The organism is Paenibacillus sp. KS1 (assembly GCF_001680695.1).
Classification (GTDB): Bacteria; Bacillota; Bacilli; order Paenibacillales; family Paenibacillaceae; genus Paenibacillus_B; species Paenibacillus_B suaedae.
The window spans coordinates 33,624-48,830 of record NZ_MAIS01000025.1; the positions used below are offsets into that span (position 1 = coordinate 33,624).

14 protein-coding genes and 1 other annotated feature are annotated in these 15,207 nt (G+C 46.9%); all 14 genes read right to left on the reverse strand.

All coding sequences use genetic code 11. The annotated features are described in order from the left end of the window. Positions 1–126: 126 nt before the first annotated feature. Complete coding sequence (rpoC, locus tag BBG47_RS10770; protein WP_065291718.1) at positions 127–3,750, reverse strand: DNA-directed RNA polymerase subunit beta'; 3,624 nt, start codon at positions 3,748–3,750, stop codon at positions 127–129. 152 nt (positions 3,751–3,902) lie between these two features. Beyond that, positions 3,903–7,445, reverse strand: a complete 3,543-nt coding sequence (gene rpoB, locus BBG47_RS10775) for a DNA-directed RNA polymerase subunit beta (RefSeq protein WP_065291719.1) — start codon at positions 7,443–7,445, stop codon at positions 3,903–3,905. 366 nt (positions 7,446–7,811) lie between these two features. Beyond that, positions 7,812–8,426, reverse strand: coding sequence for a class I SAM-dependent methyltransferase (locus BBG47_RS10780; protein ID WP_065291720.1), 615 nt, complete (start codon positions 8,424–8,426; stop codon positions 7,812–7,814). A 181-nt stretch (positions 8,427–8,607) separates the two neighbouring features. Next, the gene (gene rplL, locus BBG47_RS10785) at positions 8,608–8,973 is read right to left on the reverse strand and encodes a 50S ribosomal protein L7/L12 (protein ID WP_021252468.1); all 366 of its coding nucleotides are present in this window, start codon (positions 8,971–8,973) and stop codon (positions 8,608–8,610) included. A 46-nt stretch (positions 8,974–9,019) separates the two neighbouring features. Beyond that, positions 9,020–9,523: a 50S ribosomal protein L10 gene (gene rplJ / locus BBG47_RS10790; RefSeq protein ID WP_021252469.1), complete on the reverse strand. Its 504-nt coding sequence runs from the start codon at positions 9,521–9,523 to the stop codon at positions 9,020–9,022. Positions 9,524–9,584: 61 nt separating this feature from the next. After that, positions 9,585–9,750 (reverse strand) — a sequence feature (ribosomal protein L10 leader region). A 104-nt stretch (positions 9,751–9,854) separates the two neighbouring features. After that, positions 9,855–10,547: a 50S ribosomal protein L1 gene (gene rplA / locus BBG47_RS10795; RefSeq protein WP_021252470.1), complete on the reverse strand. Its 693-nt coding sequence runs from the start codon at positions 10,545–10,547 to the stop codon at positions 9,855–9,857. 62 nt (positions 10,548–10,609) lie between these two features. Next, a complete protein-coding gene (gene rplK / locus BBG47_RS10800) occupies positions 10,610–11,035 on the reverse strand; it encodes a 50S ribosomal protein L11 (RefSeq protein WP_021252471.1) in 426 nt (141 codons plus the stop codon). Positions 11,036–11,111: 76 nt separating this feature from the next. Beyond that, positions 11,112–11,645 carry a transcription termination/antitermination protein NusG gene (gene nusG, locus BBG47_RS10805; protein WP_021252472.1) on the reverse strand — a complete coding sequence of 178 codons (534 nt, stop codon included), beginning with the start codon at positions 11,643–11,645 and terminating at the stop codon, positions 11,112–11,114. 23 nt (positions 11,646–11,668) lie between these two features. Beyond that, entirely contained in the window at positions 11,669–11,860 is a 192-nt protein-coding gene (secE, locus tag BBG47_RS10810; protein ID WP_028532522.1) for a preprotein translocase subunit SecE, read from the reverse strand. Between the two features lie 38 nt (positions 11,861–11,898). After that, positions 11,899–12,048, reverse strand: a complete 150-nt coding sequence (gene rpmG, locus BBG47_RS10815; protein WP_019420680.1) for a 50S ribosomal protein L33 — start codon at positions 12,046–12,048, stop codon at positions 11,899–11,901. Positions 12,049–12,523: 475 nt separating this feature from the next. Continuing rightward, complete coding sequence (sigH, locus tag BBG47_RS10820; protein ID WP_021252474.1) at positions 12,524–13,183, reverse strand: RNA polymerase sporulation sigma factor SigH; 660 nt, start codon at positions 13,181–13,183, stop codon at positions 12,524–12,526. Between the two features lie 206 nt (positions 13,184–13,389). Further along, complete coding sequence (locus BBG47_RS10825) at positions 13,390–13,929, reverse strand: NYN domain-containing protein (RefSeq protein WP_021252475.1); 540 nt, start codon at positions 13,927–13,929, stop codon at positions 13,390–13,392. Positions 13,930–13,940: 11 nt separating this feature from the next. Further along, positions 13,941–14,684, reverse strand: a complete 744-nt coding sequence (rlmB, locus tag BBG47_RS10830; RefSeq protein ID WP_028532524.1) for a 23S rRNA (guanosine(2251)-2'-O)-methyltransferase RlmB — start codon at positions 14,682–14,684, stop codon at positions 13,941–13,943. Positions 14,685–14,718: 34 nt separating this feature from the next. Further along, the gene (locus BBG47_RS10835; RefSeq protein WP_028532525.1) at positions 14,719–15,198 is read right to left on the reverse strand and encodes a Mini-ribonuclease 3; all 480 of its coding nucleotides are present in this window, start codon (positions 15,196–15,198) and stop codon (positions 14,719–14,721) included. Positions 15,199–15,207: the final 9 nt, after the last annotated feature.

The window sequence follows — 15,207 nt, forward strand, 5'->3', positions numbered from 1 at the left end:
CTTCGTTTACCCAGTGTCAAGCAATTTCATAACTTCTTTTTTAAAACGATATATTTGTCACAAAAATGGAGGTTGGCGCCATCTAGACAGCGCCAACCACCTCATTTGAAACCTCTATAGTAGAGCTTACTCCGCTGCGCCAACTCCTGCTGCATCTAGGGATTCTTCCGTTACTTCCTCGTCAAGCGGATTAATCACTTTAACGCTGCGATAACGGTTCATACCTGTACCTGCAGGAATCAACTTACCGATAATAACGTTCTCTTTCAAGCCGAGCAATTGGTCGACTTTACCTTTGATCGCTGCATCAGTAAGAACGCGAGTCGTCTCCTGGAAGGATGCTGCAGACAAGAAGGAGTCTGTCTCCAAGGATGCCTTCGTGATACCGAGCAAGATCGGTTTCGCAACAGCAGGTTCCTTGCCAGAGAGGATCGCTTCTTTGTTCGCTGCTTCATATTCATGCATGTCAACGAATGACCCTGGAAGCAATGTCGTTTCACCCGCATCGATGATACGGATTTTGCGAAGCATTTGCTTGATCATAACTTCAACGTGCTTATCGTTAATTTCTACCCCTTGGTTCCGGTATACGCGTTGAACTTCCTGCAAGATGTAGTTCTGAACGCCACGGATACCTTTAATGCGGAGCATTTCTTTAGGGTCGATAGAACCGTCTGTAATCTCATCGCCGGCTTCGATTGCCATGCCTTCGCTTACGCGGACACGAGAACCGTATGTGACGGAGTACACTTTGGACTCTGCCTCACCTTGGACTTCGATTTCACGACGATCTTTCGCTTCGCGAATTTCTTTAACCACACCATCGATCTCGGAAATGATCGCTTGCCCTTTCGGATTGCGCGCCTCGAACAACTCTTGGATACGCGGCAAACCTTGTGTAATATCGTCACCCGCGACACCACCGGTATGGAACGTACGCATGGTGAGCTGTGTACCTGGTTCACCGATGGACTGAGCCGCGATGATACCAACAGATTCACCAATTTCAACGTGCTTACCAGTCGCCAGGTTGCGACCATAACAAATCTTACATACACCGTGACGAGCACGGCAGCTGAGTACGGAACGAATCATCATCTTCTTGACGCCAGCATTGACGATCAACTCTGCCTTATCCGTATCAATCAGTTCGTTACGGTTAACAAGGATCTCCTTTGTCTCCGGATGACGAACCGTTTCACCGGAATAGCGACCTTCGATACGGTCGTACAAGCCTTCGATAACTTCCTTACCGTCGGAGATGTTGGCTACTAAGAAGCCTTTATCCGTACCGCAATCTTCTTCACGAACGATAACGTCTTGTGCAACGTCAACGAGACGACGAGTCAAGTAACCCGAATCCGCCGTACGAAGAGCCGTATCCGCGAGACCTTTACGCGCACCGTGAGTGGAAATAAAGTATTCCAAGACCGTCAGGCCCTCACGGAAGTTCGATTTAATTGGCAACTCGATGATTCGACCCGACGGGTTGGCCATGAGACCACGCATACCACCCAACTGAGTAATCTGCGATTTGTTACCCCGTGCTTTGGAGTCAACCATGAGCATGATGGAGTTGTAGCTTTCCATCGATTTCATCAAAATCTCGGTAATACGATCTTTCGTGTTCGACCATACCTCGATAACACGATCGTAACGTTCCTCATTCGTAATCAGACCACGACGATACTGATTTGTAATGACACGAACCTTCTCTTCGGATTCCTTCAAAATATCCACTTTCTCTTGCGGTACGATAACGTCGGATACCGCAATCGAGATACCTGCTTTTGTGGAATACGTAAAGCCGATCTCCTTGATTCGATCCAAAATAACCGAAGTCTTCGTTGTATGGAATACATCGAAGCAGCGGGCGATAATTTGACCAAGATAGTCTTTACCTACCCCACCTGTTTGCGGAATATTTTCGATTATTTCTCTAATATTCGCGCCTTTCTCGTATACGAAATAATGATCCGGTGTTCCCTCGAACAAATTGCGCTTCGTCGGCTCATTGATGTACGGGAAATCTGCCGGGAATATTTCGTTGAAAATGATACGTCCAACCGTTGTAATAAGGAACGCATCTTGTTGTTTTTCAGTAAAGTCAGACTTGCCCAATTCACGTACTGGAATTGCAACACGTGCATGCAAGGATGCTGAACCACGTTGATAAGCAGATACAGCCTCATTGACGGAGCCAAAGATCATACCTGTTCCTTTAGCTTCCTTGTTGTCCATCGTCAAGTAGAAGGATCCAAGAACCATATCCTGAGATGGTGTTACAACTGGCTTACCGTCTTTCGGATTCAAGATGTTGCCGGAAGCGAGCATAAGAAGACGGGCTTCTGCTTGTGCTTCTGCAGACAACGGAACGTGAACCGCCATTTGGTCACCGTCGAAGTCAGCGTTGTAGGCTGTACATACGAGTGGGTGAAGACGGATTGCTTTCCCTTCTACCAGAATCGGTTCAAATGCTTGGATACCGAGACGGTGAAGTGTTGGTGCACGGTTAAGCAATACTGGATGCTCACGAATAACTTCTTCGAGAACGTCCCATACTTCCGGGCTAATGCGCTCTACTTTACGCTTCGCGCTCTTAATGTTGTGTGCCAAACCTTTATTCACGAGTTCTTTCATGACAAAAGGTTTGAACAGCTCAAGCGCCATTTCCTTCGGCAAACCACATTGGTACATCTTCAAGTAAGGACCTACGACGATAACGGAACGACCAGAGTAGTCAACCCGTTTCCCGAGCAAGTTCTGACGGAAGCGACCTTGCTTACCTTTAAGCATATGGCTGAGCGATTTCAATGGACGGTTACCAGGGCCTGTTACTGGACGACCACGGCGACCGTTATCAATCAAGGCGTCTACTGCTTCTTGCAGCATGCGCTTCTCGTTCTGCACGATAATGTCCGGAGCACCCAAGTCAAGCAAACGCTTCAAACGGTTGTTCCGGTTGATAACACGGCGATACAGGTCATTCAAGTCAGACGTCGCGAAGCGACCGCCATCGAGCTGTACCATTGGACGAAGCTCTGGAGGAATAACCGGAAGAACATCGAGAATCATCCAATCTGGTTGGTTACCAGAGTTACGGAATGCCTCGATTACTTCTAGTCGCTTGATCGCACGGTTGCGGCGTTGGCCTTGTGCCGTACGAAGCTCTTCCTTCAGCACTTCAAGTTCTTTCTCAACATCCAAGTCTTGCAACAGCTTCTTAACTGCTTCAGCACCCATACCAGCTTGGAATGCATGACCATATTTCTCACGGTAGCTGCGATATTCCTTCTCGGAAAGCAGTTGCTTTTTCTCAAGAGGTGTATCCCCAGGCTCTGTTACAACATAAGACGCAAAGTAAATGATCTCTTCCAAGGAGCGTGGAGACATGTCCAGCGCCAAGCCCATGCGGCTTGGAATTCCCTTGAAGTACCAAATGTGCGATACAGGAGCAGCCAATTCAATATGGCCCATCCGTTCACGGCGCACCTTCTGGCGTGTTACTTCAACGCCGCATCGATCACAGACAACGCCTTTGTAACGTACACGCTTGTATTTACCGCAATGACACTCCCAGTCCTTCGTCGGTCCGAAAATCTTCTCGCAGAACAAACCTTCTTTCTCCGGCTTGAGCGTACGATAGTTAATCGTTTCCGGCTTCTTGACTTCGCCACGGGACCAAGAACGAATCTTTTCGGGAGAGGCAAGCCCGATTTTCATAAATTCAAAATTGTTGACGTCCATCAAGGAGCGACCCTCCTTAATCTGTACTTGAGTGTACCGCTCTGTCAGTACACAGGAGCGGAATTCTGTGTTCGAACCATATATGGGCTGGCGGTGGCCGTATAGCAATTCGCTAACGGCCACCGTCCGATCCAACGTTATACGACTTCGGCAGCTTACTCGGTGACGTACTCGTCATCCATGCCGAGATTCAACTTATCCTGCGGAATATCGTCATCTTCATCGATTTCACGCATCTCAATTTCTTCTTCGTTCTCTGTCAAGATCTTGACATCCATACCCAAGCTTTGCAGCTCTTTGATAAGAACCTTGAACGATTCAGGAACACCTGGCTCAGGAACATTTTCGCCCTTCACAATCGATTCATACGTCTTCACGCGGCCGACGACATCATCGGACTTGACTGTAAGAATCTCTTGCAATGTATAAGCTGCACCATAGGCTTCGAGTGCCCATACCTCCATCTCCCCGAAGCGCTGACCACCGAACTGTGCTTTACCACCAAGCGGCTGCTGCGTAACGAGAGAGTATGGTCCAGTAGAACGAGCATGGATCTTATCATCAACCATGTGTGCGAGCTTGATCATGTACATGACACCAACCGTAACTTCGCGCTCGAACGGGTCACCTGTACGACCATCGTACAAGATTGTCTTACCGTTGCGCTGCATGCCTGCTTCTTCCATCGTATCGAACACGTCATACTCTGTAGCACCGTCGAATACCGGAGTAGCCATGTGCATACCGAGATAACGTGCCGCCATACCCAAGTGAACCTCGAGTACCTGACCGATGTTCATCCGCGATGGTACCCCTAGTGGGTTCAAGACGACTTGAACAGGCGTACCGTCCGGAAGGAACGGCATATCTTCTTCAGGCAAGATATGTGCGATGACACCCTTGTTACCGTGGCGTCCCGCCATCTTATCGCCCTCGGAAATTTTACGTTTTTGGGCAATATAAACACGAACGAGTTGATTCACACCTGGAGGGAGTTCGTCCCCGTTCTCACGTGTAAATACTTTAACATCAACGACGATACCGTCAGTACCGTGAGGCACACGCAAGGAAGTATCACGTACTTCACGCGCCTTCTCGCCGAAGATTGCATGCAAGAGGCGTTCTTCTGCTGTCAGTTCCGTAACCCCTTTAGGTGTTACTTTACCAACGAGAATGTCACCGTCTTTAATTTCCGCACCGACGCGAATGATTCCGCGCTCATCCAAGTTCTTGAGCGCTTCTTCGCCGACGTTCGGAATATCACGAGTAATCTCTTCTGGTCCAAGTTTCGTATCACGAGCTTCGGACTCGTACTCTTCGATGTGAATGGACGTGTATACATCCTCTTTCACCATCTTCTCGGAGAGCAAGATCGCATCCTCGTAGTTGTAACCTTCCCATGTCATGAACGCGACAACAACGTTGCGTCCAAGGGCCAATTCACCGACCTCTGTGGAAGGGCCGTCCGCCAAGATGTCGCCTTTCTTAACGATATCGCCTTTCTTGGCAAGTGGACGTTGGTTAATGCATGTTCCTTGGTTGGAACGCATAAACTTCTGCAATTTATATTTGACGAGGTCACCTCTGACCTCTTTACCATCAATCACTTCAACCTTGCGAACTTGAACTTCATTCGCTGTAACACGCTCGATGACACCGTCTACTTTGGAGACGATACATACACCAGAGTCTTTTGCAGACTTGTATTCCATTCCTGTACCAACAAACGGAGCTTCTGGTATGAGCAAAGGCACCGCTTGCCGCTGCATGTTCGATCCCATGAGCGCACGGTTGGAGTCATCGTTCTCCAAGAACGGAATGAGCGCTGTCGCTACCGACACAACCTGCTTCGGCGATACGTCCATGTAGTCAACACGATCCGTAGGCATCGTCAAGATGTTATCTGATTGCTTGTTGTAACGAACGATAGCTGTTTCGTCACGGAATGTGCCGTCTTCATTCAGCGGTGCATTCGCCTGTGCGACTACATAGTTATCTTCTTCGTCAGCAGTCATGTAATCGATTTGTTCTGTAACCTGCCCTGTCTTCGGATCGACCCAACGATATGGTGCTTCAATGAAACCATACTCGTTCACTCGAGCAAACGTAGACAAGGAGTTGATCAAACCGATGTTCGGACCCTCTGGAGTCTCGATCGGACACATACGGCCATAGTGGGATGGATGGACGTCACGAACTTCAAAGCCCGCGCGCTCACGCGTCAAACCACCAGGTCCGAGTGCAGACAGACGACGCTTATGCGTAAGTTCCGCAAGTGGGTTCGTCTGATCCATGAACTGAGACAACTGCGAGCTACCGAAGAACTCTTTAATGGATGCAATAACCGGTCGAATGTTAATGAGCGCCTGTGGCGTAATCACGTTCGCATCCTGAATGGACATCCGCTCGCGCACAACGCGCTCCATACGGGACAAACCGATACGGAACTGGTTCTGCAGCAATTCACCAACGGAACGCAGACGACGGTTACCCAAGTGGTCGATATCATCTGTGCTACCAATTCCGTGCAGCAAGTTAATAAAATAGTTGATCGACGAAATGATATCCGCAGGAGTAATGTTCTTCACGGACTTGTCGATATTGCGATTTGCAATAATTTTAGTAACTTTACCGTCCTCAATTGGCGAGAACACGTCGATTACTTGAACCGGAATATCTTCCGACTCCATAACTCCGCCTGCCACATGATAGGTTTTGAAACCTACATTGCTTTCAAGACGAGGCAGAATTTCGTCCAAGAGACGACGGTCAACAACTTGACCTGCTTCAGCAATGATTTCGCCTGTTTCTGTATCAACAAGCGATTCCGCCAAGCGTTGATTGAACAAACGGTTCTTAATGTGAAGCTTCTTATTAATCTTGTAACGACCTACATTCGCTAGATCATAGCGTTTCGGATCGAAGAAACGTGCAATCAGCAAGCTTCTTGCATTCTCGAGTGTAGGAGGCTCGCCCGGACGCAGACGCTCGTAGATTTCAATCAGAGCCTTCTCTGTTGAATCCGTATTATCTTTGTCCAGCGTATTGCGGATATACTCATCATGGCCAAGCAAATCTAAGATTTGCTCGTCTGTACCGAATCCGAGTGCTCTCAGCAATACTGTAACTGGAATTTTACGAGTACGGTCGATACGAACATAGATAATGTCCTTCGCATCCATCTCAAGTTCCAGCCATGCACCACGATTCGGAATAACTGTCGCCGTGTAAGTTTTCTTCCCGTTCTTGTCAACTTTAGTACTGAAATAGACACTCGGAGAGCGAACCAACTGGCTGACAATTACACGTTCAGCACCATTAATGACGAACGTGCCCGTTTCCGTCATGAGCGGGAAATCACCCATAAACACTTCCTGCTCTTTGACCTCTCCGGTCTCTTTGTTAAGAAGGCGCACTTTGACGCGGAGCGGCGCCGCATAAGTTACATCGCGTTCTTTCGAATCATCGACTGTATATTTGGGTTCACCCAAGCTGTAATCGATAAATTCCAAAACCAAATTACCTGTGAAATCCTGAATCGGCGAAATATCTTGGAACATTTCGCGCAATCCTTCGTCCAAAAACCATTGATACGATTTCTGTTGGATTTCAATCAAGTTCGGAACTTCGAGTACCTCTTTGATGCGCGCATAACTGCGCCGAGTGCGTCGTCCATATTGAACAAGATGTCCTGCCAACTTTAACTCACCCCTCATGTCTACTCACAAAAATGGATTGCGAATCCTTTTCGGTATCCTTTATAATAAAGTCCACGAAAGAGACTCTAAAAACAAATAATATAGTACAAAATGTCAGAAAAAAGAAAAACGCACGTTCACGGCAAAACGCAAATGCGATGGACGCCGTTTTCCCCCGTGTCGCCGTTTCCTGTTGTCGATACAACTACATATCCGATAGACTTGCCCAAAATGTAAACATTATACGTCATTTCGCAAAAATGTATGCATCCTTTCAAAAAAAGGCTTGACATTTGGGCCATGTGTAGACATGGAGTCCATCCTAATACTGACATTTTATAATAATACCATATTGGGCACTCAGAGTCAACTTGGAAATGATTTCTTCGCTTGATAGATCCGATACCCTTTGTCCTTCACAACTAACTCTACGTTATCTTCTCCAAACAACTGCTGCAGCTTCGCTTCCGCTGATGGCGCTCCCTGTTTCTTCTGAATGACAATCCATAGAGAACCTCCGTCTGCTAAATGCTCATAGGATTGTTCAAAGATGCGATGAACAACCTCTTTGCCTGCACGAATCGGCGGATTGGTGAGAATAACAGAATAATGCTCACTACCTAGCGCATTGAGGCCATCACTCTCTTGAATCGTGACGTTATGGACTCCATTTAGAAGAGCGTTCTCTCTCGCTAAATCTAAGGCTCGCTCATTCACATCTACCATCGTTACTCGTCCACGCTTAGCCAGTTTTGCAGCTGTTAATCCAATCGGCCCATAGCCACAGCCGACATCAAGAACGGTGGCGTCTTCAGGAATGTCCATGCAATCAATCAGCACTCGACTGCCGTAATCGACACCACCTTTGGAAAATACACCGGCATCCGACACGAATGCTAGCTGCATACCTCGCAAGGATACCGTCCATTTCTTGCGATTATGCTCTACATCTGGACGCTTGCTGTAATAATGCCCTGCCATCTTGATCCCTTCCTGTCATGGTGAAAATAAAAAGTGCTATCGTTCATTGGCTAAGATGCGCGTCGAGTTCCCTATTTACACTTCGTATTCGATGACACCTAAGCTAAATCGGTAAGTCGTATCTTAGACAACGAACCCCTTGAAAACAAGTTCCAAGGGGTTCGCACTTTGCAAGCAGAGATTACTTCACTTCTACAGATGCGCCAGCTTCTTCGAGCTTCGCTTTTACTGCTTCTGCTTCTTCTTTGCTTACTTTTTCTTTCAATGGTTTCGGGCAGTTGTCTACCAAGTCTTTAGCTTCTTTCAAGCCAAGACCAGTGATTTCACGAACAACTTTGATAACGTTGATTTTGCCTGCACCTGGTGCAGTCAAGATTACGTCAAACTCAGTTTGTTCAGCTGCGCCAGCATCACCAGCTGCGCCACCCATTACAGCTACAGGAGCTGCTGCAGTTACGCCGAATTCTTCTTCAATTGCTTTAACAAGGTCGTTCAATTCCAATACGGACATGCCTTTGATGGCTTCCAAGATTTGCTCTTTGCTCATTTGTTAAACCTCCATATTTAGTAAAGTGTATGTTACGCGATTAAGCTTACGCTTCCGCTTCGTTCTTCTCTGCAACGGCTTTGACAGCCAATGCGAAGTTGCGCATTGGTGCTTGGAGCACGCTGAGCAACATGGACAACAAACCTTCGCGGGAAGGCAATGCTGCCAAGGCTTTGATTTGATCCACGTCAACGACGCGACCTTCAACTACTCCACCCTTAATTTCAAGAGCTTCGTTTTTCTTCGCAAAGTCGTTCAAGATTTTCGCAGGTGCTACTGCGTCTTCACGACTGAATGCGATAGCTGTCGGACCAGACAATACTTCATCAAGTTCAGACAACTCAGCTTCTGCTGTCGCACGGCGTACCAATGTATTTTTCAATACTTGGAATTCGATGCCTGCTTCGCGCAGTTGCTTACGAAGTTCAGTAACTTGAGATACTGTCAATCCACGGTAGTCAGCAACAACCGTTGTAGCGCTGCTACGGAATTTCTCAGCGATATCTTGTACAGCTTGCTGTTTCGCTTCGATTACTTTTGCGTTTGCCACTCGTTCCACCTCCTACAAGGTTCTACTTAACACCGCATCCTGTCCGAGATCTTCTACCTACTTCAGCATAAGAAAAGCCTCTGCAGTTTACTACAGAGGCATCACGATAGCACTTGGTGCGCAGACGTGTCAACGACACGCTCCAAGCACTCAGTCTATTTCGAACACCTCGGTAGGAGATTAAGCCTTTCGGCACCTACTGTCTACGGTACGATTATTCAAAAGTTAATTGCACATCATGTGTTAGCAACTCTATTAGCATAGCATGGACAGTTGAACCATGTCAACCACTCACAAAACTTGCCAACAGATTCCCACTAAAGAATAAATCTTAGCGGAAAGATGCTGTGTTCACACGTGCTGCAGGGCCCATCGTGGAAGAAACCGCGATGTTTTTCAAATACACGCCTTTAGCCGCTGCTGGCTTCGCACGGTTCAATGCATCGATCAACGCTTTGAAGTTGTCATGCAACTTGTCTGCATCGAAAGAAGCTTTACCGATTGGTGCGTGGATTTGTCCTGCTTTGTCCAGACGGTACTCGATTTTACCAGCTTTGATCTCTTGAACAGCTTTAGTAACGTCGAATGTAACCGTACCAGCTTTAGGGTTAGGCATGAGACCTTTACCACCGAGGATACGTCCCAATTTACCTACTTCGCTCATCATGTCTGGCGTAGCTACGCAGACATCGAAGTCGAACCAGCCTTGTTGAATTTTGTTGATCATATCTTGATCGCCTACAAAATCAGCACCAGCTGCTTCTGCTTCTTTTGCTTTTTCGCCTTTTGCAAAGACGAGAACGCGTTTTGTTTTACCTGTACCGTGTGGAAGTACAACTACCCCACGAACAGCTTGGTCTTGTTTACGAGGGTCTACACCCAAGCGAACAGCAACTTCAACTGTTTCGTCGAATTTTGCTGTAGCCGATTTCTTAACCAACTCAATGGCTTCCATCGACTCATAAGCAGCATCTCTATCGATAAGCTTTGCAGCTTCGACATATTTCTTGCCACGTTTTGCCATGATTATTTCCTCCTTTGTGGTTTTAACGGATTAACCTCCCACATGCGCCAAAGAAGAACATATTAGTCTTCTACGACAAAGCCCATGCTGCGAGCTGTACCTTCAACCATACGCATAGCCGATTCAACGGATGCTGCGTTCAGGTCAGGCATTTTTTGCTCAGCGATTTGACGTACAACGTCGCGTTTCACTGTTGCAACTTTTTTCGTGTTCGGTTCACCGGAACCTTTTTCGACCTTAGCTGCTACTTTCAACAATACTGCAGCCGGTGGAGTCTTCGTGATGAACGTAAAGGAACGATCTTCGAATACAGAGATTTCAACAGGAATAATCAAACCTGCTTGATCAGCTGTTTTCGCATTGAATTCCTTACAGAACGCCATGATGTTGACACCCGCTTGACCCAATGCTGGACCTACCGGAGGCGCTGGATTCGCCTTACCCGCTGGAATTTGCAATTTAACGACTTTAATGACCTTTTTCGCCATTTCAAACACCTCCTTGCGCTAGTTATGTGAGGTTCAGGTTGCCCTATCTCACAGTAGAAACCAATAGAAAGATGTATTAGATCTTCTCCACTTGGTGGTAATCCAACTCAAGAGGGGTTTCTCTTCCAAACATGTTGACATGAACCTTAAGCTTCTGCTTGTCTGTAATGATCTCTTCGACCGTACCGACGAAGTTTGCGAAAGGCCCTACCATAATGCGAACCGATTCCTTCAAGTCGAAATCGACTTTTGCTCTCGGATCTTCCATGCCCATTGTCTTTAAGATCTGATCGACCTCTTCAGGCAACAGTGGAATAGGCTTTGAACCAGAGCCGGTAGATCCGACGAATCCGGTAACCCCTGGCGTGTTGCGAACAACATACCAAGACTCATCCGTCTGAATCATTTCAACCAAAACATAACCCGGGTAAACTTTACGCATGACAACTTTCTTTTTGCCATCCTTGTTTACCATTTCTTCTTCCATCGGAACAAGAACGCGGAATATTTTGTCTTCCATGCCCATGGATTCAACGCGCTTTTCCAAATTGGCTTTAACTTTGTTCTCATAACCTGAGTAGGTATGAACAACGTACCATCTTTTTTCCATAACTAAGCCACCTTGGGACTTTATTAAATAATCGCTTCGACTATCGCGGAAATTCCGATATCAAGGACCCAGAAATAAAGCGTCATAAAGATAACCGTGGCTAAAACGACGATCGTATAGCTTGTCAGTTCTTTACGACTGGGCCAGCGAACCTTTTTTAATTCACCCCAGCTGTCGGCAAAGAAGGAAAACATCGAACCGAAACTTTGTTTCAGTTTCCCGAAGAAAGCCACGGACTACACCTCCATCAGACTTATCTCGTTTCGCGATGAGAAGTATGCTCGTTGCAGAACTTGCAGAATTTCTTCAACTCAATGCGGTCTGGGTGATTACGTTTGTTCTTTGTTGTCGTATAGTTGCGTTGTTTGCAGTTCGTGCAAGCCATCGTAACGATTACCCGCATGTAGTACACCTCCTGAAGACACCTTAATGATAAGAAGCGTCGAATTTCCCCAAGCAGAAACGGATTGACCATCCTTCTACAGGGGGACAAATCGTCTCTTGTTCGCTGAATAATCCACTCTTAGTCTAATAACCAATCATTTCTTATTCAGTAAATACGTACGCATATTTAGGGCTACCTAAAACACTTTATCACAAGGGGCAAATGATGTCAATGATAAGATGTTGACGCCGTGGGGGGCGATGTCATTCACTCTATCATATCCGACAGCTGCTTGACAAAGGAAAAGATCACTAATGTTCCTAGTCGCTATCAGTATGGTGGAATATTACGCAATCTAAACCTTCATTCTCGTAAACTTTCGATGTAAAATTAGTTGCCTTCAACCGGGGACAGTTACTTCCCTATGTACACAATGAAAAAGAGCCTATCTCCCATACTAGGTTGATAAGCTCCTACATCTGTATTCGACTAATTAACATCCGCTATCCCCGCCATCCCGTAATTCCAAATATCGCTCCAACTTTCGCTTGACTCGCTGCAGCGCATTGTCTATCGATTTGACGTGGCGATCCAGATCAACGGCAATTTCCTGATAGGAACGCCCATCCAAGTACAACATGAGCACTTTCCGTTCCAAATCGCTCAAAATTTCAGACATCTTGTCCTCGAGCCCAACGAATTCTTCTTGATTAATGATCAATTCTTCTGGATCAGACACCCGCGAGCCACCAATCACATCTAGCAAGGTACGATCTGAATCTTCGTCATATATCGGCTTATCCAACGACACATAAGAATTCAATGGTATGTGCTTCTGGCGCGTCGCCGTCTTAATCGCAGTAATAATCTGTCTCGTAATGCACAGTTCGGCGAATGCCTTGAATGATGCCAGCTTGTCTCCCTTAAAATCACGGATTGCCTTGTATAATCCGATCATGCCCTCTTGAACGATATCCTCACGGTCAGCGCCGATTAGAAAATATGAGCGTGCTTTTGCTCGAACGAAATTGCGGTACTTGTTAATTAAGTATTCGAGCGCTTCGCTATCTCCCTCCCTGACCGCGTCGACTAGCTGTTCATCCGACGAACGATCGTATGAGGAGGTGCTTAATACTTTGAGGTCAACACTCACTAGCAATCCCTCCGGCCTGCAACGCAATCCACCCGTTACATCACAAATGATAGATTCAGTATATATGAATCTATCTATCATCGTCAACCAAAGGAAGCCTTATCCTGTGCGGAATTTGAGCATTATTCCAAAATAAGTCTATGCATTTGACTGCATACGCCAATAATAACGTTGAAAATGACGCTCATGCTCCTGTCCTACGCTACTCAATCTTCTTCCCCTCGGCGCAGCCGTTCAAGCTTAAGCAGTTGATCCAGCTTAAGCTTGCCTTCAATCGGGTTACGCTTGATCGGCTGCAGCGCCTGTTCACGAATCTTCGTCTCCACCTCACGCCGGGCCTGTACAATAATGAGCCTCAGCTCGCGTGCCGAAATACGAAGTGCACCTTGTGCAAAAGCTACGTTCTGTTCTGTCATGTCCGATGTTGCTACGTAGATTTGACGGCGGCGATGCCCAAGTTCCCTGGCAAGACGCTCGATGCATTCATCCGCTGTCTCTTTCTCCTTCGTAAACTGTACAGAGACTTTACCCTGGGTGTATTTGGCGCCTAGGCCAGGAACGCGATATGCATCGAATACCACAATTACTCTTCGGCCGGAATATGCTAGATAGTCTGCAAGCATATTTAACAGTCGTTCTCTTGCTTCATCTAAGTCTTTATCTTTCAGCTCTCTTAATTCCGGCCACGCCCCGATCATGTTGTAGCCGTCAACAAGAAGCACATCGCGCCAATCCTGCCGATCCATACCGGGCAGCCTCAGCCGCGACGTCGGCGCACGACCTCATACATGAAGATGCCTGCAGCTACCGACGCATTAAGCGAGTTAATTTGCCCTGCCATTGGAAGCTTATACAACATATCGCAATTTTCCCGAACAAGTCTGCCCATTCCTTTATTCTCGTTACCGATGACAAGCGCGATTGGAAGATTGAATACATCCGCTTCATAAATGTCTTGAGTTGCTGTTACATCTGTACCTACGATCCACACTCCGCGGTCTTTAAGCTGCTGCATCGTCTGAACCAAATTCGTCACCTTGGCTACCGGCACATACTCAACAGCTCCAGCAGATGTCTTAGATACCGTAGCAGTCAGTCCAGCTGAGCGGCGCTTCGGAATAACTACGCCATGCGCCCCTGTGCAGTCCGCTGTACGAAGAATGGAACCCAAATTGTGCGGATCCTCGATCTCATCCAATAGGATCAGAAACGGAGTCTCGCCTTTAGCCTCAGCTTGAGCTAAAATATCTTCCACTTCTACATAATGATAAGCTGCAACCTGTGCGACAACTCCTTGATGCTGAACCCCCTCGACCATTTGATCGAGCTTGCGCTTATCGACCATTTGAATCACGACGCCAGCTTTCTTGGCTTCTGCAATAATCGGCCCTGTTAAATGTTTTTGTGCATTTTCCGCAATCCATACTTTATTTATCGTTCTCCCGGATTTGAGCGCCTCGGTTACCGAATGCTTCCCGGCAATATATTCTTCTTCATGCATGCGTAAGTGTGCCTCCCGTCTAGATGTTTCCCTTTTACTTTTGCTGCTGTTCTGTCCCATGTGCTTGAACAATCATAGTAACGAATTGCCGCATCCGTTCAAAATTTTCATTCAGATATAAATAGCCGAATAAAGATTCAAGCGCTGTAGCCTGTCTATATTCACTTACGTTCGCACTTTTCGGCACACTGGACTTCGTATTGCGTCCTTGACGAACGACGTCTGCTTCTTCATCTGTTAATATCGGCATCAGAAGCGATAGCGCACGCGCCTGCGCCTTGGCAGATACATACCCCGTCGCTTCACGATGCAGGTGGTTCGGCCGATGATTCGGCTGTGATATAAGATATTGTCTGATGGCAACTTCGAAGATTGCATCGCCTATATAAGCGAGTACAATCGGATTAAGCTGCTGCGGCCGCTTGGTCGGGGCGAAAGGGAACAGCCATGTTCCAGCATCCCCTGACCTTGCTTCTATTGTTGTCGATTGATGTTCCTGTTGATTATCATTCATTGCGTATGC

Bases quoted from the DNA above. Each gene is read 5' to 3' on its own strand.
- rplK (WP_021252471.1), bottom strand. From the start codon at position 11,035: ATGGCGAAAAAGGTCATTAAAGTCGTTAAATTGCAAATTCCAGCGGGT.
- BBG47_RS10780 (WP_065291720.1), bottom strand. From the start codon at position 8,426: ATGGCAGGGCATTATTACAGCAAGCGTCCAGATGTAGAGCATAATCGC.
- rpmG (WP_019420680.1), bottom strand. From the start codon at position 12,048: ATGCGGGTAATCGTTACGATGGCTTGCACGAACTGCAAACAACGCAAC.
- nusG (WP_021252472.1), bottom strand. From the start codon at position 11,645: ATGGAAAAAAGATGGTACGTTGTTCATACCTACTCAGGTTATGAGAAC.
- BBG47_RS10835 (WP_028532525.1), bottom strand. From the start codon at position 15,198: ATGAATGATAATCAACAGGAACATCAATCGACAACAATAGAAGCAAGG.
- rplA (WP_021252470.1), bottom strand. From the start codon at position 10,547: ATGGCAAAACGTGGCAAGAAATATGTCGAAGCTGCAAAGCTTATCGAT.
- rplL (WP_021252468.1), bottom strand. From the start codon at position 8,973: ATGAGCAAAGAGCAAATCTTGGAAGCCATCAAAGGCATGTCCGTATTG.
- BBG47_RS10825 (WP_021252475.1), bottom strand. From the start codon at position 13,929: ATGGATCGGCAGGATTGGCGCGATGTGCTTCTTGTTGACGGCTACAAC.
- rlmB (WP_028532524.1), bottom strand. From the start codon at position 14,684: ATGCATGAAGAAGAATATATTGCCGGGAAGCATTCGGTAACCGAGGCG.